At 73.1% G+C, this 20,909-nt stretch carries 16 protein-coding genes; 3 read left to right on the forward strand and 13 right to left on the reverse strand.

Annotated features, from left to right (window positions below; genetic code table 11):
- Positions 1–6: 6 nt before the first annotated feature.
- From IH45_RS0125140 to IH45_RS0125185, 10 genes are read right to left on the reverse strand one after another with little or no spacing between them, the layout of a single operon-like run.
- Positions 7–1,635 (reverse strand): amino acid adenylation domain-containing protein, encoded by a 1,629-nt coding sequence (locus tag IH45_RS0125140; RefSeq protein WP_078897773.1) that lies wholly within the window; start codon positions 1,633–1,635, stop codon positions 7–9.
- Positions 1,632–2,939: an MFS transporter gene (locus tag IH45_RS0125145; protein WP_234440660.1), complete on the reverse strand. Its 1,308-nt coding sequence runs from the start codon at positions 2,937–2,939 to the stop codon at positions 1,632–1,634. Before IH45_RS0125145 ends, IH45_RS0125140 begins: the two co-directional genes overlap by 4 nt.
- Positions 2,930–4,075: an HAD-IIIC family phosphatase gene (locus IH45_RS0125150; protein ID WP_234440661.1), complete on the reverse strand. Its 1,146-nt coding sequence runs from the start codon at positions 4,073–4,075 to the stop codon at positions 2,930–2,932. Before IH45_RS0125150 ends, IH45_RS0125145 begins: the two co-directional genes overlap by 10 nt.
- 5 nt (positions 4,076–4,080) lie before the next feature.
- A complete protein-coding gene (locus IH45_RS0125155; protein WP_050515167.1) occupies positions 4,081–5,118 on the reverse strand; it encodes a 3-oxoacyl-[acyl-carrier-protein] synthase III C-terminal domain-containing protein in 1,038 nt (345 codons plus the stop codon).
- Positions 5,115–6,230 (reverse strand): acyl-CoA dehydrogenase family protein, encoded by a 1,116-nt coding sequence (locus tag IH45_RS0125160; RefSeq protein ID WP_030672717.1) that lies wholly within the window; start codon positions 6,228–6,230, stop codon positions 5,115–5,117. Before IH45_RS0125160 ends, IH45_RS0125155 begins: the two co-directional genes overlap by 4 nt.
- On the reverse strand, positions 6,227–6,520 hold the full coding sequence (locus IH45_RS0125165; RefSeq protein WP_030672718.1) for an acyl carrier protein: 294 nt from the start codon (positions 6,518–6,520) through the stop codon (positions 6,227–6,229). The genes IH45_RS0125160 and IH45_RS0125165 overlap by 4 nt, the downstream gene beginning before the upstream one ends.
- Positions 6,517–7,380, reverse strand: coding sequence for a 3-hydroxyacyl-CoA dehydrogenase family protein (locus tag IH45_RS0125170; RefSeq protein ID WP_030672719.1), 864 nt, complete (start codon positions 7,378–7,380; stop codon positions 6,517–6,519). Before IH45_RS0125170 ends, IH45_RS0125165 begins: the two co-directional genes overlap by 4 nt.
- Before the next feature lie 29 nt (positions 7,381–7,409).
- Positions 7,410–10,856 (reverse strand): thioester reductase domain-containing protein, encoded by a 3,447-nt coding sequence (locus IH45_RS0125175; RefSeq protein ID WP_030672720.1) that lies wholly within the window; start codon positions 10,854–10,856, stop codon positions 7,410–7,412.
- Complete coding sequence (locus tag IH45_RS1000000145885) at positions 10,853–11,224, reverse strand: acyl carrier protein (RefSeq protein ID WP_063763051.1); 372 nt, start codon at positions 11,222–11,224, stop codon at positions 10,853–10,855. The genes IH45_RS0125175 and IH45_RS1000000145885 overlap by 4 nt, the downstream gene beginning before the upstream one ends.
- A gap of 25 nt (positions 11,225–11,249) precedes the next feature.
- Positions 11,250–12,083: a sugar phosphate isomerase/epimerase family protein gene (locus IH45_RS0125185; RefSeq protein ID WP_030672722.1), complete on the reverse strand. Its 834-nt coding sequence runs from the start codon at positions 12,081–12,083 to the stop codon at positions 11,250–11,252.
- Between the two features lie 802 nt (positions 12,084–12,885).
- Between IH45_RS0125185 and IH45_RS0125190 the strand changes: the two genes are divergently transcribed.
- Complete coding sequence (locus tag IH45_RS0125190; protein ID WP_050515168.1) at positions 12,886–14,118, forward strand: cytochrome P450; 1,233 nt, start codon at positions 12,886–12,888, stop codon at positions 14,116–14,118.
- Between the two features lie 55 nt (positions 14,119–14,173).
- On the opposite strand, the gene IH45_RS0125195 is transcribed toward IH45_RS0125190, so the two are convergent.
- The 3 genes from IH45_RS0125195 to IH45_RS0125205 form a co-directional block, all read right to left on the reverse strand.
- A complete protein-coding gene (locus IH45_RS0125195) occupies positions 14,174–14,794 on the reverse strand; it encodes a class F sortase (protein WP_050515169.1) in 621 nt (206 codons plus the stop codon).
- Positions 14,795–14,921: 127 nt separating this feature from the next.
- A complete protein-coding gene (locus IH45_RS0125200) occupies positions 14,922–15,650 on the reverse strand; it encodes a hypothetical protein (protein ID WP_030672730.1) in 729 nt (242 codons plus the stop codon).
- 270 nt (positions 15,651–15,920) lie between these two features.
- The gene (locus IH45_RS0125205) at positions 15,921–17,159 is read right to left on the reverse strand and encodes a cytochrome P450 (protein WP_199810720.1); all 1,239 of its coding nucleotides are present in this window, start codon (positions 17,157–17,159) and stop codon (positions 15,921–15,923) included.
- An 800-nt stretch (positions 17,160–17,959) separates the two neighbouring features.
- Here IH45_RS0125205 and IH45_RS0125210 point away from each other — a divergent pair.
- A complete protein-coding gene (locus IH45_RS0125210; protein WP_030672736.1) occupies positions 17,960–19,429 on the forward strand; it encodes an FtsW/RodA/SpoVE family cell cycle protein in 1,470 nt (489 codons plus the stop codon).
- Complete coding sequence (locus tag IH45_RS0125215; RefSeq protein ID WP_030672739.1) at positions 19,426–20,880, forward strand: penicillin-binding transpeptidase domain-containing protein; 1,455 nt, start codon at positions 19,426–19,428, stop codon at positions 20,878–20,880. Before IH45_RS0125210 ends, IH45_RS0125215 begins: the two co-directional genes overlap by 4 nt.
- The last annotated feature ends 29 nt before the right edge of the window (positions 20,881–20,909 follow it).

Here is a 20,909-nt window from a genome sequence, read left to right on the forward strand (position 1 = left end):
CACCCCTCACGCCAGCAGCTCGGCGAGCCGCGCGCGGTTGAGCTTGCCGTTGTCGTTGTGCGGCAGTTCCTCCAGGCGCCGGATGCGGCGCGGCACCATGTGCAGCGGAATGTGCTGCCGCAGCCAGTGGCCGAACTCGTGCGCGCGCATCTCCTTGCCCAGGTAGGCGGCGAGCAGCCGTACCTCGTCCTTGACGGTGACGGCCACCACGGCGGCCTCGGTCACCTCGGGGTGGCGCCGCATCGCGGCCTCCACCTCGCCCAGCTCCACCCGGTGCCCCATGATCTTGACCTGGCTGTCCAGTCGCCCGCGGTGTACCAGCAGGCCGTTCTCCCGGCGGACCCGGTCGCCGGTGCGGTACCAGTGGGCGCGGGTGAGCGGGCCGGTGCCGTCGTACGGGACGGCGGGCGCGCCCGGCTCGTGGCGGACGAAGCGTCCGGCGTTGTCGGCCGGGTCGAGGTAGCCGTCGAAGCGCTGGGCGCCGCGCACGCACAGCTCCCCGTCGTCGCAGGGACGTCCGTCCTCGTCCAGCAGGACGGCTTCCATGTGCGGGTACGGCTGTCCGATGGGGACCGTGCCGTTGGAGCTGCCCGCCGCGCCGGGAGCGTCGGTGACGTCGTGGTCGGTGCAGGTGATGGTCAGCTCGGTCGGGCCGTACAGGTTGTGGATACGGGTATTGGGCGCCACCTGCTGCCACAGCTCGGTGAGCTGCGCGGTGACCGGCTCGGCGCTGAAGCAGCTGTGGCGGAGCGTGGTGACCTGTCCCAGCGGCAGGTTGCCGTAGCGCTGGGCGGTGGTGACCAGGGACGGTACGGAGAACCAGTGGGTGAGCCGGCGGCGTACGGCATAGTCCACCGGCCGGTACAGCTCGTCCTGGTCCGGCACGACGACGGTGGCGCCGGAGCCCCACGCCACGAACAGGTCGTAGACGGACGGGTCGAAGGTCAGGCCGAAGGTCTGCGAGATCCGGCAGCCGGGGGCCGCCGCGTAGCGGGCGATGTTGTACGCGATGTACGGGGAGACGTTGCGGTGGCGGATCGGCACGCCCTTCGGGCGGCCCGTCGAGCCGGACGTGAACAGCAGGTACGCCTCCGCCTCCGGGTCGGCCGGGCACGCGGGCAGGGCGTCCGCCGTCGGCTCCGGGAGGCCGTCGCCGTCCGCCGGGACGACGGTCACCGCGGGCCGGAAATCGGCGGGCAGGCCGGTGAAGGTGGCGCGGTGCTCCTCGCCGACGAGGATCGCGCCGACCCCGGCGCGGCGGGCGATGTCGAGGTTGCGGGGCAGCGGGTGGTCGGCGTTGAGGGGGACGGCGGAGGCGCCGAGGCGCTGGACGGCCAGGTACGCCACGTAGGTGGCCACCGTCCGGGAGGCGACCAGCGCGATCCTGGCGGGCGGGCGTACGGGACCCGCCGCGCCCTCGGTGGGCAGCTCGTCGAGGACCCGGGCCGCCAGGGCCTCCGCCCTGCGGTGCAGTTCGCCGTAGCTCAGGACCTGCTCGCCGAGTTCGAGGGCCGGGGCGTCGGGCCACCGGCGGGCGGAGTCGGCGAACCACTGGTGGAGGGTGCGGTCTTCCAAGGCGGGCTCCTGGCGTACGGGCGGGGCGGGGGCGTTGCTGGTGGTGGGCGGGCGGTTCACGAAGCGGCCTCCGCCGGGGCTCCGGCGCGTTGCTCCTGCGCCGCCCCCATCCGTACGACCGGCCGCGCGACCAGCACGAAGAGCAGGAGCACACCGGCTCCGGCGGCCACGTACGGGATGTTGACCTGGACCAGCTTGGCCACCGCGCCGCCCGCCAGCGCGCCCAGCGGGATGGTGCCGGTGCCCACCAGGCGGTAGACGCCGTTGAGGCGCCCCAGTTGGCCGGGCGGGGTGGTGGCCTGGCGGAAGGAGACGGTCAGCGCCTGGTAGACGGCGGCGCCGAGCGCCATCAGGGCGAAGCCGATGGCCGCGACGAGCGCGTGCTGCACCAGGCCGGTGAGCAGCATCGCCACGCCCATCAGGGCCATGCCGCCGAGCGCGGCCGGGAAGAGCCCGAAGCGGTCGGCCAGCCGCGAGTTGAGGAGGCCGCCCGCGATGCCGCCGAGCGCGCCGACCGCCAGGAAGACGCCGAAGGCCGCCTCCGGGAGGCCGAGCCAGCGCACCACGTAGAGGACTTCGAGGGTGCCGGTGACGCCCATGAAGAAGTTCAGCGCGCCGAGCATGCCCGCGAGGGTGGCCAGCAGCCGGTCGGTGCGGAGCAGGCGTACGCCGTCCAGGATCATGGTGCGCCAGCGCGGCGCGCCGCCCGGCCCCGTACGGGCGGACGGCCCGGGAAAGCGCGGCAGGCTGACCAGCAGGGCCACGCCGAGCAGGAACGACACCCCGTCGATCAGGAACGGCAGACCCGCGCCGGCGACGAAGGCGAGGCTGCCGAGCGGCTGCCCGGCGGAGTCGCGAAAGATCAGCTGCGCCACGTGGAGCCGTCCGTTGGCGGTGGCGAGGCGGCCGGGGTCGACGACCATCGGCAGGTACGACTGGGACGCGACGATGTGCACCGTCTCGCCCAGCCCGAGCACCGCCGCCACCGCGCAGACCACCGGCAGGCTCACCACGCCGGTGAAAACGGTCAGCGTGAGGACCAGGACCGCGGCGGCCCGCAGCAGGTCGACGCCGATCAGCAGTGAGCGCCGGTCGGCCAGGTCCGCCCAGACGCCGGCCAGCGGCGAGAGCAGCAGCGGCAGCCAGTTGGCGACCGTCACCAGGGAGATCAGCAGCGGGTCGGTGGTGAGGGAGAGGGCGAGCAGCGGCAGGGCGGTGAGCCGTACACCGTCGCCCAGCGCGGAGACCGCGGTGGACGCCCACAGGCGTCCGAAGGGCGTGAAGCGGCGGCCGGAGGCCGGTTCGCCGGGCCCCTCCGCCGGGCCCTCCGTGGCGTCCCCCGCCGCGCCCTCCGTCACACCCACGGTTTTTCCGTGCCGTCGCCGGACCACAGGACGGGGCCCGCCGCGGTGAGCGTCGTGGGAGCGGCCTGGCGCTGCGGCACCAGGTGCAGGCGCTGGACGTCCGCCGGGGCGTCCGTGGCCGGCTCGCGGCCGTCCTGGCAGGCGCAGGGCTGGGAGTTGAAGCCCGCGAAGCGGTAGGCGACCTCCATGATCCGGTTGCGTTCGGTACGGCGGAAATCGGCCTCCAGGTGCACGTCCGCCCGGGTGGCCTGGTCGGCGATCCAGCGCAGGACGTGCGTGCCGATGCCGAAGTTGACCACGCGGCAGGAGGTGGCGAGCAGCTTCAGGCGCCAGCTGGCCGGCTGCCGCTCCAGCAGCGCCACGCCGACCGCGCCGTGCGAGCCGAAGCGGTCCTCGACGGTGGTGACCAGCACCTCGTGGTCCGGGTCGGTGAGCAGGGCACGCAGGTCGGCGTCGGAGTAGTGCACGCCGGTGGCGTTCATCTGGCTGGTGCGCAGGGTCAGTTCCTCGACGCGCGCGAGGTCGTCCGCGTCGGCGCGGGCGATGCGCATGCGCATGTCCAGGGAGCGCAGGAAGTCCTCGTCGGGCCCGTTGAACTCGCTCTGGGCCGCCTCGCGCCGGAACTTCTCCTGGTACATGGCCCGGCGGCGGCGCGCGTCGGTGGTGACGGTGGGGGCGAAGTCGGCGAGGTCCGGCAGGCCGGCCGCCTCCGCCGCGTCGTAGCAGCGCACATCCGGCAGGTGGTAGGCGACCTCGGCGCGCTCGGTGTGCTGGTCGTCGATGAACGCGATGGTGTTCTGCGCGAAGTTCAGCTGCTCGGCGACGGCGCGCACGGCGTCCGATTTGCGGCCCCAGCCGATGTGCGGCAGGACGAAGTACTCGGCGACGCCCAGCGCCTCCAGCCGGGCCCAGGCGTCGGCGTACTCGTTGCGGCTGGCCACCGACTGGAGGATCCCGCGCTCGTCCAGGGCGCGCAGCGTCTTCAGGACGCCGGGGCGCAGCTCCAGCTCGTCGTTCTCCAGCAGGACGCCCTGCCACAGGGTGTTGTCCAGGTCCCAGACCAGGCACTTCACCGTGGGACGCGCCGCCGTCGCGCCCTCGGTGTCCATGGTCTGCGCCGTGTCGCTGCCCGCCATGCCGGTCATACCTCCCAGAGGGTCACGGCCCACGCCGCGACCGGGCTGTTGTTCAGGACGAGGACGAGGTCGCCGGGTGCCAGTTCACCGCGGGCCAGCAGCCGGTCGAGGTTGAGGACCACGTCCATGGCGCCGAGGTGGCCGTACGCCTGGAGGTGGTCGGTGCACACGGGGTGGATCGGCAGGCCGAGCAGGGTCTCGTAGAACTGGAAGGCCGGCGCGGTGACGTTCTGCATGAGGGTGGCGGCGATCCGCTCCCGCGCCACGCCCGCGTCCTGGAGCACCTGCCCGACCAGGCGCTTGAGGTGCTGCTGGCTGTGCAGGGCCAGTTCGAAGCGGTAGCGGTCGGCGGAGTCGACCTCCTCGCGCCACTCGTACCAGGGGGCGTTCTTGTAGTCGACCCGGAGGAGGTCGTGGAAGCGGCCGTCGGTGTGCTGGCGGTGGGCGCGCAGTACGGGGCGGCCGCCGCGCACCAGGGTCATGGCGAAGGCGCCGTCGCCGACGACGGTGACCGGGTGGCGCACCCGCTCCAGCGCGACCGGGCGGCTGGCGTGCGCGATCATGACGGACTGCCGGGACGGGTCGGCGACGAGGAGGTCCCGGGCCAGCGACCAGGCCGAGCTGGAGCCCGTACAGCCCAGGCCGTCCAGGACGAAGGAGAAGGCCGAGGTCAGCCCGGCCTCGGACGCGATACGGCCGGAGTCGGAGCCGAGCAGCACCTCGGGGGCGCGGGCGCCGACCACCACCAGTACGTCGGGGTCGGTGACGGCCGTGTGCTGCTCGCGCAGTTCGCGTACGGCACGGGCCGCGAGGGCGGCCGCCGTGGGATCGTCGGCGAACCTGCCGACCGTACGGATGCCGCAGTTGAGCGCGAAGTCGGCTTCCTCGCGCGGCAGTTGACCCATCTCGTCCAGCTTCTCGACGGGTATCAGCTCGTCGGGCAGGAGGCAGTGCACGGCCCCCACCCCGACGGCCGTGTCCGTGCCGCCGCCGACGTCCGTGCCGCCGCCCGCGTCCGTACCGCCCGTGTCCGTCGTCGTCATCCCCGGCCCGTCCGTACGTGGTCCGCGAGGAGCAGCTGGCTGATCTCCGTGCTGCCCTCGATGATTTCCATGAGTTTGGCGTCGCGGTACGCCCGTGCCACCGGATGGCCGTCGCGCGCCCCGCGGGAGGCCAGCACCTGGACGGCCGTGGCGGCGCCCTGGACGGCTTCCCGGGAGGCGACGTACTTGGCGATCACGGCCTGGGTGCCCAGCTCCGGCCGGTTCTCGTCCCAGCAGGCGCTGGCGTGCTCGCAGCAGCGCAGCGCGACCTGCTCGGCGACGGCCAGTTCGGCCAGGTGCCGGGCGACCAGCTGGTGGTCGGCGAGCGGCTTGCCGAACTGCTCGCGGGTACGCGCGTGCGCCGACGCGCTGTCCAGGCACGCCCGCAGGATGCCCGCGCAGCCCCAGGCGACGGAGAGCCGCCCGTAGGTCAGCGCGGCGGTGGCGAGCAGGGCGACCGGCAGGCCGGCGCCGGAGAGCAGGTGGTCGGCCGGTACGCGGACGTCGTCGAGGTGTACGTCGGCGTGGCCCGCCGCCCGGCAGCCCATCGGGTCCGGCACCCGCTCGATGCGGACGCCCGGCGCGTCGGCCGGTACGACCACCACGGCCGCGCCGGAGCCGTACGTCCCGAAGACCACCAGCAGGCTCGCGTACGCGGCGCCGGTCACCCAGACCTTGGCGCCCGTGACGTGCACGGTGTCGCCCTCACGGCGGATCTCCGTGCGCATCGCCGACAGGTCGCTGCCCGCGCCGCTCTCGGAGAACGCGACACCGGCCGTCTCGCCGCCGGTGAGCCGGGGCAGGAACGTGCCGCGCTGGGCCGCGGTGCCGAAGCGCTGCACGGTCCAGGCGGCCATGCCCTGCGAGGTCATCAGCGAGCGCAGCGAGCTGCACAGCGATCCGGCGTACGCGGTCAGCTCGCCGTTGGCCCGGCTGTCCAGGCCCAGGCCGCCGTGTTCCGCGGCGACCTGCGCGCACAGCAGTCCGCGCCGGGACGCTTCCCGTACGGTCTCCTCGGGAATGCGGCCGGCCAGATCCCACTCCTCGGCGCGGTCGCCGACGAGTCCGCCGAGTGCGGCGCGGGCGTCGTCCGCGGTCGCCTGAGCCGTCACGCGCCCGCCGCTCCTTCGCCGCGCAGCCGCTGGACGAGCGCGGTGATGGCGGGCACGGTACGGAAGTTGTCCAGGGTCAGGTCGTCGCCCTCGACGGTGACCTGGAACTCCTGCTCGACGTACTGGAGCAGTTCCAGGGAGAACAGCGAGGAGAACGCCCCGGAGGCGAACAGGTCCTGGTCCACGGCCCAGTCGCCGCCGGTGCGCTCGCCCAGGAACGCCACCAGGCGCTGCTGCACCGCCGCGGCGCCGGGTCCGGTCGCCGCGTCCTGGTTGTCGACGGTGGTCATGCGCGCGTTCCTCCGTAGGAGTAGAAGCCGTTGCCGGTCTTGTGGCCGAAGTCGCCGTCGCGGACCTTCTCCAGGAGCAGGTCGCAGGCGCGGTATCCGTCGTCGCCGGTGCGGTCGTGCAGCACCTTGAGGGTGTCGACGATGTTGTCCAGGCCGATCAGGTCCGCGGTGGCCAGCGGCCCCGTACGGTGGCCGAAGCAGCCGGTGAAGACGCGGTCGACGGACTCGGCGGAGGCGCGGCCCTCGGCGACCAGCCGGGCCGCGTCGTTGATCACCCGCATCAGGATGCGGTTGGAGACGAAGCCGGGGCCGTCGCCGACCACGATCGCCTCCCGGTCCAGGGCGGTCAGCAGCCGGTCCAGGCCGGCCATCGCCGCATCGCCGGTACGCGGGCCGCGGATCACCTCGACGGCGCGGATCAGGTAGGGCGGGTTCATGAAGTGGGTGCCGACCACGTCCTCGGGCCGCTGGGTGTAGCCCGCCAGCTCGTCGACCGGCACGGCCGAGGTGTTGGAGGCGATGAGCGTGCCGGGCCGGACCGCGGCCGAGATGGCGGCCAGCGCCTCGGTCTTGGCCTCGGTGGTCTCGGTGACCGCCTCGATGACGGCCGCGGCGGACTCCAGACCCGTGGCGGAGGTGTCGGTGATCAGCTCACCGTCCGGGCCCTTGGGCAGCTTGCCCAGCAGCCGCGCGTGCCGCAGCTGCTGGCGCACCGCGCCGCGGGCCCGCTCCAGCTGCTCCTTGGACACGTCGGTCAGCAGCACCGGAAGGCCGCGGCCCACGGCGAGCGTGGCCAGCGCCGTACCCATGACACCGGCCCCGACGATGGCCAGCCGGCCGTCGCCCCATTCCTCGTCCATCGTCGTCCTGTCGGTCGTTCCGTCGGTGGTCACCGTGTCGCACCTTCCGTCACATGAGTCAGCAGGCCCGCGAACGCCGGGCGGCCGGCGAGGTGGCGCAGGGCCCGCAGGGTGCGTTCGCCGTCCAGGCGGGGGTCCAGGCCGTGTTCGTCCAGCCACGCCTGCCAGAGCCGGCTCTCCACGTCCACGCGGGGCGTGTCGAGGTCGTGGGTCTCGTACAGCGCCATGGTCGACAGCACCGGGTCGCCGGTCTCCAGCGCCCGCCGCCCGGCCAGCCGCGCCCATGCGGCGACCGGCACGCCGCGGGTCGGCGCGCCCAGCGCGGCCAGTTCCGCGAAGAGCGCGGCGAAGGTGGTGGTGTCCTCGCCGACCAGGTGGTACGCGCGGCCGACGGAGCCGGGCTCGCGGCCGAGCCGGACGACGGCGCGCGCCACCAGGTCGATGGGGGCCACCGGCAGCGGCATGTCGTCCGCCGGGTGGGCGCCGATGGCCAGGCACGCGGCGATCAGCCGCCAGAGCAGGTCCAGGTCGTTGCAGGCGCCGGTGGCGGTGTCGCCGCCGATCAGGCCGGGACGGAAGACCCGTACCCGCATCCCGTCCCGTTCGGCCTTGTCCAGCAGGCGTTCGCTGACCCACTTGGAGATGCCGTAACCGCCGGCGTCCGGGTCCAGGGGCTGTTCCCGGCGCTCCAGCAGCCGGCCTTCGGAGCCGAGGGCCTGACCGCAGGCGGCGAGGGTGGAGATGTAGCTGATGTCCGCGATGCCGTGGCGGCGCATCCAGCCGAGGAGATGGTACGTGGCCAGGGTGTTGGCCGGGCGCAGGACCTCGTACGGCTCGGTGAAGACGACGTGGGCGCCGCAGTGCACGACGTGGCCGATGCGGCGGGCCAGTTCGCCGTCCCGGTAGGACGCGCACACCTCGGCGATGTCCCGCAGATCGCCGGGCACGACGTGCACGCGGTCCGGGTCGGGTTCGGGGAGGCGGAAGCGTGCGGCGGCCTCGCGCAGGCGCCGTCGGCCGTGGTCCGCGTCGTCGGCGCGCACCAGGCAGTAGACGCGGCGGTCGCGGTAGCCGGGGTCCTGGAGGAGTTCGTGCAGCAGGAAGGCGCCGACGAAGCCGGTGGCGCCGGTGAGCAGCACGTCCGTGCCGGGTGGTGTCTCCCGGGATGCGAGCGGCGGGAGTTCGAGGGCCAGGTCCGCGTCGATGAGAGCGGCGTCCCGCGCGGCGCCTGACGCCTCGGTGGCCCCGCTCTCCGTACGGTCCGACGCGCCGCGGATCGCTTCCGCCACGCGGGCGACGGTGGCCTGGCTGCCGCCGGTGCGGTGCAGGTTGAGCAGCGTGCCGTAGCGCTCCTGCACCTCCAGGGTCATCCGCAGGCCGAGCAGGGAGGTACCGCCGAGGGCGCCGAAGGTGTCGTGCAGGCCGATGCCTTGGGTGCCGAACAGTTCCTCCCAGAGGGCGACCAGTTCGCCTTCGAGACCGGCGGGCCGGCCGGCGGGCGCGCTCGGCCGGGCGGGCTCCTGGGCAGCGGCACCCGGCGCGTCGAAGACCGAGTCGTCCAGCGCCGAGCAGCGCCGCCGGGTGAACGGGTACGTGGGCAGCGTGACGCGCCGGCCGGTGCCGTCGTCCAGCGCGCGGGCATCCACCGGGACACCGTGCAGCCAGGCGTCCGCGAGGGCCGCGGCGACCTGTTCGCCGAGGTCGGCGACGTCGTCTGCGGGGATCACGTACCGTCCGGGCCCGCTCTCCCCCTCGCCGACGACGATCAGGTGCGCGTCGGCGGGCAGCGCCGCGGGCACGGTGCCGTGTTGCTCGGTACGGCGGCCGAGCGCCGCCAGCAGGGCGGTGCGTATCTCCTCGGCGCGCTCCCCGGCCGCGGTGACGGCCAGCACCGGGCGGCGGGTGCCCGCGCGGACCGTGCGGACGGCGGGCGGGCGCGGCAGGCGCAGGGCGGCGGCCAGCCGGTCGGGGGCCGCGGTGACCACCCGGCGCTCGGCGAAGTCCTGCCGTCCGACGCGCAGGGTATGGGCGATGTCCCCGGCCGGGGCGCGGTCCTGGTCGATCTCGTCGGCCAGGCTGCGGGAAAGGGCGTCCAGTTCTTTACGCGTACGGGCGGAGAGCTGGAGCCGTACGACGGGCCGGGCGGGCGCCGAGGGGCGGACCGGCTCCGGCGGCGGGGCGAGGACGACGGACGCGTTGGCGCCGCCCAGGCCCATCGAGTTGACCAGTACCTGGCGTCCGGGGTCGGTGCACCGCTCCAGGTCGGTGGGGACGTAGAAGGGGCTGTCGGCGAGGACGCCGGGGTCGCGGGCGTGCTCGAACATCGGGTGCGGGACCAGGTGGCCGGTGCGGGCGACGTGGACCGCCTTGATCAGCCCGGCGATGCCGGCGGCCGATCCGGCGTGCCCGATGTTCGCCTTGACGGTGCCGAGCGCGACCTGGCCGCGGCCGGCCGGGCGCCCGCCCGCCGCGCGCAGGCCGTCGATGAGGCCGCGCAGCTCCACCTGGTCGCCGAGCGGCGTGCCGGAGCCGTGTGCTTCGGCGTACCGCAGGTCGGCGGGGTCGGTGCCGGCCACCGCGAGCGCGGCGGCGACCACCGAGGCGAGGCCGTCGGGGCTGGGCGCGGTGAAGCCGGGCCGGTGGGCGCCGTCGTTGCCGACCGCGCTGCCGCGGATCACCGCGAGGACCGGGTCGCCGTCGGCGAGCGCGTCGGCCAGGCGGCGCAGCACGACGACGCCGATGCCGGAGCCCGCGCCGGTACCGGTGGAGCGGATGTCGAAGGCGCGGCAGAAGCCGTCCTCGGACAGGACGCCGCCGGGCTGGTAGCGGTAGCCGACGGACGGGTACGACAGGCCGCTGCCGCCCGCCAGCGCGATGTCGCACTCCTCGGACAGCAGGCTGAGGACCGCGTAGTGCACGGCGGTCAGCGAGGAGGAGCAGGCGGTCTGGACGGCCATCGAGGGCCCGCGCAGGCCGAGTTTGTACGAGACGCGGGGCGCCATGAAGTCGACGCCGCCGCCGAGTTGCAGCGTCAGGTCGTCAAAGGCGGCGGGCCCCTCCGTACGGGCGCGGGCGTACTGGAGGAGCGTGTTGTACGTGCTGTTGCTGGCGCCCGCGAAGACGCCGACCTGCGGGCCGTGGTCGCCGTTCGGCAGGTGGCCGGCCCGCTCCAGGCCCTCCCGGCACGCCTCCAGGAACAGGCGCTGCTGCGGGTCGATCAGCTCGGCCTCGACGGGCGGGTAGCCGAAGAACTCCGCGGCGAACAGCTCCGGGTCCTCGACCCATCCGGCCCGGGTCACGAAGCCGGGCGCGGCGGCCGTTTCGGCGGACACACCACAGCGGCGCAGGTCCTCGGCGGGGATGTCCCGGAGCGAGACCACGCCCTTGTCGAGGTTGCTCCAGAACTCCTCGGGAGTCGCGGCCTCCGGGAACCGGCAGCCGACGCCCACCACCGCTACGGCGGTCTCGCTGTTCATCGCGCGGCGGGTCCTTCCGCCTGGTCCGGGCCGCTGTCCGCGCGCCCGCGCCGGGCACTGCCGAGCAGCCGGCCTCGGCCTGCCGCGGCGGCCACCGGGGCCGGGGCCTCGGGCTCGTACGACGGGTCCAGCAGCCTGGCCTGCGCGCGCACGGTGTCGTGCCGGAACAGCTCGGCGACCTCCAGCTCGCGGCCGGTCTGGTCGGACAGTTCGTCGCTGAGCATGACCAGCAGCATCGAGTTGCCGCCCGCCTCGAAGAACCCGGTGTCCAGGGGCGCTTCGTCGATGCCCAGCACGTCCTGCCACGCCTGGCGTACGAGCCGGAGCGGGTCCGCCGGGGCGGACGCGCTGTCTTCGGGGTTCACCACGGGGGCCTCCGGGAGGGTGTCGGGGTCAAGCACGCCGCGCCGCCGCGGTCTCGAAGAAGGCGCGGGACCGGGCCATCGCCCGGCCGACCTTGTCGTAGGCGTTCTCCGGGTCGGCGAACGGGCCGACCTCGACGCCGATCCATCCGGCGCCGACGGCGAGGAGCTGTTCGGTGAAGGCGGCCATGTCCGCGACGCCCTCGCCCGGCACCAGGTGCTCGTGGAAGGTGCCGTTGGAGTCGGAGTAGTCCACGCTGTTGACCCGGCCGGCCAGCCGGCCCACCTCGGACGCGGGCACGCCCGCGACGACCAGGTGGGAGACGTCGACGTTGGCCTGGAGCGCCGGGGAGTCCACATCGTCCAGCAGCCGGACGAGGTCGTCGACGTCGGTGATGAGCGAGGTGTCCATCGGCTCGGGTTTGACGCTGAGTCCGATGCCGCGCGCCGCGGCGTACTCGGCGAGGCGGCGCACCGAGGCGACCAGCATCCGCCACTGCGCCTCCTCGGGCCACATGGCGCGCCAGAACCAGTCCCCCAGCAGCAGCTTCATGACCTCGCCGCCCAGGTCGCGGGTGAGGTCGACATGCTTCTCGGCGCGCTTGAGGTGGAATTCGCGCACGACATCGCGGAAATCGCTGAGGCCGAATGCGTGACAGGCCGTCAGGCTGATCGGCAGGCCTACCGCTTCCGCGTCGCTGCGGAATTGCAGCAGCCTTTCCTGTTCCAGTTCCATCGCCTCTTCGACGATGCAGATCCATTCGGCGCCCAGCTCGGCGGCGGCCCGCCAGGCGTCCTTGCCCTGGTACGGGGAACCGTAGAACGCCTGGTCCACCAGCAGCCCGAGGCTTGTCTGACCGGTCATGGTTGGTTCCGCTCCTCGTCGGTGCGCGTTAGGACAGGGGCCCGCAGAGCTTCGGCCGCGCGGGCGCCGAAAAGGCCCGGCCGGGCATTCCGTTGTGTGCGGTGGTGGTCGGTGCGGGGCGGGCGTGTATATCCGTCAGCTATATCCGTCAGCGGTGGTGAAACGCCCGCCGCCGTACATGCCGGGGCGTATACGGCCCGGCGCCGTTTCCGGCGGGGCTCGGTCCGCTCACGGGAGGTTGACGACTGTCGGGTGATCCGGCTTCGGACGCCGGTCCGTGCCCGCTACGCGGCGGCGGCCGCCGGGGGGCGTGGTGGTGCGGTGCGGCGGCCCGCGGCCCGCCGGATCGCGCTGCCGGAGCGGCCGGCGACGCTCGTCGCCGCGTCCGCTCTCTCGTCGATTGCCATCATCCGCGCCCCCGTCGGCCAACGATCCTGACGACCTGTTGCGGCCCTGTCGAACACGGGGATGCTAGCACGCATCTCTGTGCGCACTCTATGGCGAAATGTCACCTCATGAAGCAGCGTGCGGCGACGAACGCGCAGCTCAGAAGGGGCGGTTGGACGAAGCAACCGAAAGCGGGAGGGGGCGGCCCGAACACCCCGGGCAGGGTCGGCCGGCGGCGTGGACACCGGCCCCGGCGTACGCCCGCGGCCGGAACACCCGGCCGCGCGTCGCCCGCGCGCCGGGCCCCGGACGGCCGGTCACGGCACACCTCCCGTCCGGGCGCGACGAGTTGTTACTGTGCGTCGCGGAGCGGCCGGACGGGCGACTCCAAGAAGCCCGAGGAGCAGGAGAATCCATGCCCAGCCGCATCATGCTGAGTCCGGATGACATAGCGACGCTGGACCTGACCGATCCGCGCACCCACGCCGAGTACGACCTGTCCGAGGTCTGGCGGCAGCTGCGGAAAACGCGGCCGTTCCACTGGCACCCGTCGGTCGGCGGCGCGCCGGGATTCTGGGTCGTTTCCCGGCACGCGGACGTTTCCGAAATCTACCGGGACAACAAACGGTTCACGTCGGAGCGGGGAAATGTGCTCACCACGCTGCTGATGGGCGGCGATTCGGCGGCGGGCATGATGGCCGCCGTGACGGACGGGCCACGGCATTCCGACATCCGCAAGATCCTGCTCACGGCGTTCTCGCCGCGCGCCCTGGAAGGAGTGGTGGAGAACATCCGGCAGTCCACCCGGGCGCTGGTCGCCGAGGCGGTCGCCCGCGGGGAATGCGACTTCGCCCGGGACGTGGCCGCGGACATCCCGCTCACCGCGATCTGCGACCTGATGGGCGTGCCCGCGGCGGACCGCGCGAAGGTGCTGGAGCTGACCGCGACGGCCCTCGGCAACGACGGCGCCGCCCAGTCGCCCGCCGCCGCGTGGCAGGCGCGCAACGACATCCTCGCCTACTTCGGCACGCTGGCCGAGGAGCGCCGCGCGAACCCGGGGTCCGACGCGGTCAGCGTGCTGGCCACCGGCACCATCGAGGGCGAGCCGCTGACCATCGACGAGATCGTGGTCAACTGCTACAGCCTGATCATCGGTGGCGACGAGACCAGCCGGATGTCGATGACCGGCGGGGTGCTCGCGCTCATCGAACACCCCGAACAGTGGCGGGCGTTGAAGAGCGGCGAGGCGGACCTCGCCACCGCCGTCGACGAGATCCTGCGGTGGACGACGCCCGCGCTGCACTTCGGCCGTACGGCGCTGGAGGACGTACCGGTGGGCACCCAGGGGCAGGTGATCAAGGCCGGGGACATCGTCACGCTGTGGAACGACTCCGCGAACATGGACGAGGAGGTCTTCGAGGCCCCGGAGCGCTTCCGGCTCGACCGCACCCCCAACAAGCACCTGTCCTTCGGCTACGGCCCGCACTTCTGCCTCGGCGCCTACCTCGGCCGGGCGGAGATCGCCGCCATGCTGAGCGCGCTGCGCGAGCTGGTGGCGTCGGTGGAGCTGCGCGGGGACACCCGGCGCAACTACTCCAACCTGCTGAGCGGTGTGACCAGCCTGCCGGTCGCGCTGCGGGCGGAGTAGGACGGGAAGGCGGGGGGCGGCCCGGACCGGTATGCCGCCGGGGGCGCGCCGCGGGTCACTTCACCAGGTCCGCGTAGAAGACGATGTTGTCCGAACGGTGGCCGTCCACGATCGGGCCGCCGCAGGTGAGCAGGCGCAGTTCGGGGCGGCCGGTGTCCCCGTACACCTTGTCCGTCGGGAAGTCCTTCTTGTCGACCTGCTGGACCTCGCGGATCCGGAAGGTGGCGGTGGAGCCGTCGGCGCGGCCGACCTTGATGACGTCGCCGATCCTCATCTTCCTGACGTCCTTCATCAGGGCCGGGCCGCGGGCCGTGTCGTAGTGCGCGACGAGGACGGCCGGGCCCTTCTCCCCCGGGGTGACGCCCTTGGTGAACCAGCCCGCCTTGTCCGCCTTGTCCACCGGGGGGACGTCGAGTTCGCCGTCGCCGGTGAGTCCGAGCGGGAGGACCGGTCCGCTGTCCACCCCGGCCGACGGGATCTGTACGCGGGTGGGCTCGGACCGCTTCATCGGCGCGGCGGCCTGTCCGGCCGGGCGGGTGGCGGCGCTGTCCACCCGTACGTCCGGGCCGGGGCCGCCGCCGCAGGCGGTCAGGACGCCGCTGACGGCGAGCGCGAGGACGCTCAGTGCGGCGGTGCGTCCGATGCGGCCGGGGCGGGGCGTGGTGGACGTGGTCACGGTGGCTCCTGGTGCGTACGGAGAGAAGACGGTACGGAAGGGCGGCGGCGGGTACGGCGGTGGCCAACCGGGCACGGGCCGCTCCGGTGCCGGCGGAGCGGCCCGTGCCCGGACCGGTACCGCGGGCTCAGGCGTCCTCGCGGGCCTTGCGGCGGTGCAGCAGCGCGAAGCCCAGGCCCGCGGCGGCCGCGGCGGCGCCACCACCGGCGAGCAGCATGGCCGGGGTGTCCGGCGTCTCGCCGACGCCCTCGGCACCGGCCTTGACGCCGCCCTTCGGCGTGACCCGGGTCTGCTGCCCGTCGCCCTGCCGCTGGTTCTTCTTCCCGTCCGGGTGCGCGTCCTTCTTCTCGTCCTTCTTCTTGTCGCCGCCCTCGACCCAGGAGGTCAGGGTGCCGTCGGACCGCAGGACGAAGTGGGCGCCGTTGTGCTGACCGGAGGCGGGCTTGCCGCCCTTGGTCTCCAGCGTGTCCATCTTGACGAGCTTGCCGGTGCCCGGGTCCTTGGCGTACATGTCGGCCTGGAAATGGTTCGGGCCCAGCTTGTAGATCTTGGCGAGGAATCCGCCGGACAGATTCTGCGTACGGATCAGCTTGCGCTCGGCCTTGTGCTGGTCGCCCTTGTCGTCGTTCTTCTTCTCGTCGTTCCGCTTCTCGTCGTTCTGCTTATCGTCGTTCTTCTGCCGGTCGTCCTTCTGCCGGTCGTCCTTCTGCTGCCGGCCCTCGGCCCCGGGGCTTCCGGCGGTGGTCGGCTGCGGGCTGTCCGCGAAGGCGGCAGCGGCGGGCAGCAGCATGGCGGAGCCGGCGACGGCCGCGACGGCGGTGGTACGGACGAGCTTGCGGCGGCGGGTGATGGTCATCAGGAGTTCCTTCGCGGTTTTCCGGACTGGGGATCGCCGTCCGGCGGTGCGCCGACGACACCGACGAAGTTAGGCAGCCCACATCACGGCAATTCGCCGGATTTGTAACAGCCGGCCGGAGATGCGGACACGGGAAGGAAACTCCCGCGCTTTCCGGGACTTCGGTCCCGGCAGAATTCCCCGTCCCTCGTCCTCGCGACGGAAAAGCGACGACCGGGTATCGGCCTTTCGGCCGATACCCGGTCGTTGAAAACGAATCGATTTTCCGGCTCAGCCGCCCAGGTGCACCGGCAGCGACTCGATGCCGTACACGATGGACAGCTTGCGGAATTCCAGCGCGTCCGGCTCCACCGCGAGCCGCATGTTCGGGAACCGCCGCACCAGCGCGGGATAGGCAGCGCGCAGTTCCATACGGGCCAGCTCGGCGCCGACGCAGCGGTGTATGCCGTAGCCGAAGGCGAGGTGCGAGGGAACGTTGCGGGACGGGTCGAAGCGCTCCATGTCGGGGCCGAGCTTGCCGTCCCGGTCGGCGCCGCTGAGCGAGCACAGCACCACGTCGCCCTTGGTGATCGGCACGCCGGCGATCTCCATGTCCTCGCGCGCGAAGCGGGGGAAGGCGACCTGGACGACGGTGAGGTAGCGCAGCAGCTCCTCGACGTAGCGCTCGGCCGCCTCGTCGCCGTCCTTGAGGGCGGCGAAGTGCTCGGGGTCCTGGAGGAGGACCAGGGCGCCCAGCGCCAGCATGCTCGCGGTGGTCTCGAAGCCGCCGGTCAGCACGCCGTCGGCGAGGCCCGCCAGCTCCTCGTCGCTGACCGAGTCGCCGTGTTCCTTCACGATCATGCCGAGCAGGCCGTCGCCCGGATTCTGCCGCTGCTTCTTGACCACCTCACGGAAATAGGCGAGCGATTCCGATATGGCGCCGAAGGACGCGTTGGCGCCGCTGAAGAGGTCGAAGCGCGCGGCGCTCAGCCGCTCGAAGTCCGCGCGGTCCTCGTACGGCACGCCGAGCAGTTCGCAAATGACCAGCGACGGAATGGGCAGCGCAAAGGTTTCCACGATGTCGACCGGCTCGCCGGAGCTGCCGGCTTTCTCCATGGCGTCCAGCCGCTCCTCCACGATCTCGTGGATGCGGGGCGTGAGCCGGCCGAGCCGGCGCATGGTGAATTCGGGGGTCAGCAGGCGGCGCAGCCGGGTGTGCACCGGCGGGTCGGCGAAGCCGAGACCGCCGGGGTTCTGGTCGGTGCTGGCGCCGGCCTGGCCGATGAGGTTGGTGAAGTCCGAGCTGAAGGCGTTGGCCTTGCCCAGTACCGCCTTGACCTCGTCGTAGCCGGTGACGAGCCACACATTGGCGGCGATCGGCACCGGCAGCTTGGAGATGGGCTCCCGCTCGCGCACCGTCGCCAGCTCGCCCACCGGATCCATGCCGTTCCGCCGCAACGGCATCAGCACAGAATCGGGCAAGAAAGACATCCGAGACAGGTCGAAGCCCTTCTTCCGCGTCCTGGCCATATACAGCCGGCCGGCCCAGGCGATGATCCGGGAACGGAGAGTCGTCATGACGCTAATACTGCCTTTCGTCGAGGGGGACGGTCACCCGCCCTCGGCGGCCCCCCGTACGGGCTGCCGAACACCGGGACATCCGCTCGGCGTTCGCGGATGTGACGTGCGCCATGGACCGGTCGGCCGCATCCAGCGTGACGAGCTCAGCCTTGTACATATGTGTGCGCGTGGTCAGAGGCGAGTTTACAAACTGCCATTGCGCCCAATCACGGAACAACCCTTGTTCGCCCCCTAGGGGCGCCCCCGAGAAGGCCGCGGCGCCCGGGCGGCCCGGGCGAACCGGCCCCGCCCCCGGGCCAGTAGGCCGCTGCCGCCGGGCACACCGCCGGGGTTGTGCGCGTACCGGACTTCACGGGCGAAAGCCAACCGTATGCGGGGTATGCGGCCCGCCGTTTCCGTCACGGGCGAACGGGGCAACCCGTACGCCGCTCCCCGCGTCCACCCGCCCCGGACCCCGCGTGCGAGCCCGCCGGGAGCACCCCGCTCCGCCGCCCGCCCCGGAAAATCGTGCCCGCCCGGCCCGGGGCTCCGTGCCGTACGGCCCATCGGCCGGGCGCCGCCCGCACCCCGCCCTCCCGGAATCCGTGCCCGCGCGGCCCTCCCGCGCAGGGCCGGACCCTCCCCGCACGGGGCCAGGCCCTCCCCACACCCGGCCGCCACCCCCACCCCTCGGCACCCACCTCACACCACACGCCCCACCCACCCCGACATAAAGGACATATATCCCGGCACTTGCTACGTTGCCCGATATGACCGCAACCACGGCGGACGCTCCCCCACCGGGCCTGAGACTGCCCAGACGCCGGGGCACCGAGCTGGTCCTCCTCGTCGGTGCCGTGCTGATCAGCGTCTACGGGTACATCGACGTCGGGCTCGCCCGGCAGAACGCGGTGCCGGGCGACGCGGTGAGCTACGGCGCGGGCCTCGGCGCCCTGGCCCTCCTCGGCCACCTCGCCGTCCGGTGGCGGGCGCCGTACGCGGACCCCCTGCTGCTGCCCATCGCCGTGCTGCTCAACGGGCTCGGGCTGGTGCTCATCTTCCGCCTCGACCTGGAGACCCCGCGGAACCAGGCGGCGCCCACCCAGCTGGTGTGGTCCGCCCTCGGCGTCGCCCTGTTCGCCGCCGTCGTCCTGCTGCTGCGCGACCACCGCGTCCTGCAGCGGTACGCGTACGTGTCGGTGGCCGCCGGGCTCGCCCTGATGATCGTGCCGATCTTCTTCCCCGCGGTGAACGGGGCGAAGATCTGGATCCGGGTGGCGGGCTTCTCCTTCCAGCCCGGCGAGTTCGCGAAGATCCTGCTGACCGTCTTCTTCGCCGCCTACCTGGCGGCCAATCGCAACGCCCTCGCCCATACGGGCCGGCGGATGTGGCGGTACCAGTTCCCCACCGGCCGGGTGCTCGGCCCGATCCTCACGATCTGGCTGGTCAGCGTCGGCGTCCTGGTCCTCGAACGCGATCTGGGCACCTCACTGCTCTTCTTCGGCGTCTTCGTCGTCCTGCTGTACGTGGCCACCGGCCGCACCGGCTGGATCGCGATGGGCCTGCTGCTCGCCGCCGCCGGCGCCGCCGCCGTCGGCTCCCTCGAACCGCATGTGCACAGCCGGGTCTCGGACTGGCTGCACCCGTTCGCGAGCATCGACGCGGGCCACGGCGCCGGCCAGCTCGCCCAGTCGCTGTTCGCCTTCGCCGCGGGCGGCATGCTCGGCACCGGCCTGGGCGAGGGCCACTCCGCGCTCATCGGCTTCGCCATGAAGTCGGACTTCATCCTGGCCACCTTCGGCGAGGAACTGGGCCTGGTCGGCCTGACCGCACTCTTCCTGCTGTACGCGCTGCTGGTCGCGCGCGGCTACCGGGCGGGCCTGGCGCTGCGCGACCCGTTCGGCCGCCTGCTGGCCGTCGGCCTCGCCTCCCTGCTGGCGATCCAGGTCTTCGTCATCGCGGGCGGCGTGATGGGGCTGATCCCGCTGACCGGCATGGCGATGCCGTTCCTCGCCCAGGGCGGCTCGTCCGTCGTCACCAACTGGGTCATCGTCGCGCTGCTCATCCGGATCAGCGACAGCGCCCGCCGCCCGGACCCGGCCGCCGCCGAGCCCGGGATCATCGCGGCGATGCGCCCCGGCGGCGGACCGTCCGGGGCCTCGGCCGGGCCGTACGAGGAGGAGGACACCCCGTACCGGTCCGGGTACGGGTTCGGCGGCAGCAAGGAGCGGGACCGGTGAACCGTTACATCCGCCGCGCCAGCGTCTTCGGCCTCGTGCTGCTCGTCGCGCTGCTCCTGAACGCCGCCCGCATCCAGGTCTTCAGGGCCGACGCCTACGACGCGAACCCCGCCAACCGGCGCACCGCGCTCACCCGTTACAGCCAGCCGCGCGGGAACATCCTGGTCGACGGCAAGCCCGTCACCGGCTCCCGGGACAGCGGCGGGCGGCTGCGCTACGAGCGCACGTACACCGAGGGGCCGCTGTACGCCGCCGTCACCGGCCACGCCTCCCAGATCTACGGCACCTCGCTGCTGGAGCACGCCGAGGACGGCGTACTGTCCGGCACCGACCCCCGGCTCGCCCCGGTCCCGCTGTGGACGGACATCACCCGCGAGCAGCAGCCGGGCGGCGATGTGCGCACCACGATCGACGTCGCGGCGCAGCGGGCCGCGTTCGAAGGGCTGGGCGGCAAGAAGGGCGCGGTGGCCGCCGTCGAGCCGCGCACCGGCAAGATCCTGGCGCTGGCCAGTACACCGTCGTACGACCCGAACGAGCTGGCCGGCACCGGCCGGCCGGTCACCGCGGCCTGGGACCGGCTCAACCACGGCGCCGAGCAGCCGATGCTCAACCGGGCGCTGCGGCAGACCTACCCGCCGGGCTCGGCCTTCAAGGTCATCACGGCCGCGGCGGCGCTCGACCACCACAAGGTCACGGGCCTCGACGCGCCCACCCGCACCCCGGACCCGTACATCCTGCCGGGCACGTCCACCCGGCTCGGCAACGAGGCGGGCGGTTGCGCGAACGCGTCCCTGCGCCACGCCTTCGAGGTGTCCTGCAACACCGTCTTCGCCCGGCTGGGCGTGGACGTGGGCCTGGACGGCATGGCCGGGACGGCGGAGAACTTCGGCTTCAACGACGCGGGCCTGAGGATTCCCTCCACCGCCGCCCGCAGCAACTTCGACACCGACATGAACGACGCGCAGCTGGCCCTCTCGGCCATCGGCCAGTACGACACCACCGCCACCCCGCTCCAGATGGCCGTGGTCGCCGCGGCGGTGGCCAACGACGGAGAGGTCAGGGCCCCCTATCTCGTGGACAAGGTGACCGACGCGGACGGCGGAACCGTCTCCACCACCCGGCAGCGGACCCTGCACCGGGCCATGAGCCGGGGCACGGCACGCCACCTCCAGGAGCTGATGACGGGCGTGGTCACCCGGGGCACCGGCAGCAACGCGGCGATCGACGGCGCCACCGTCGGCGGCAAGACCGGCACCGCGCAGCACGGGGCGCACAACGAGGGCACGCCGTACGCGTGGTTCATCTCCTGGGCCGAGCGGGACGGCGCGCGCGACCCGGCGGTGGCCGTGGCGGTGGTCGTCGAGGACGCGGCGGCCAATCGCGCGGACATCAGCGGCGGCGGCAGCGCGGCCCCCATCGCCCGCGCGGTGATGCGGGCCGCGCTACGGTGACGTAAGGGGAGACCGGGGATGCGGGGCCG

It is taken from the genome of Streptomyces rimosus subsp. rimosus (genome assembly GCF_000720725.1).
GTDB lineage: Bacteria > Actinomycetota > Actinomycetes > Streptomycetales > Streptomycetaceae > Streptomyces > Streptomyces rimosus_A.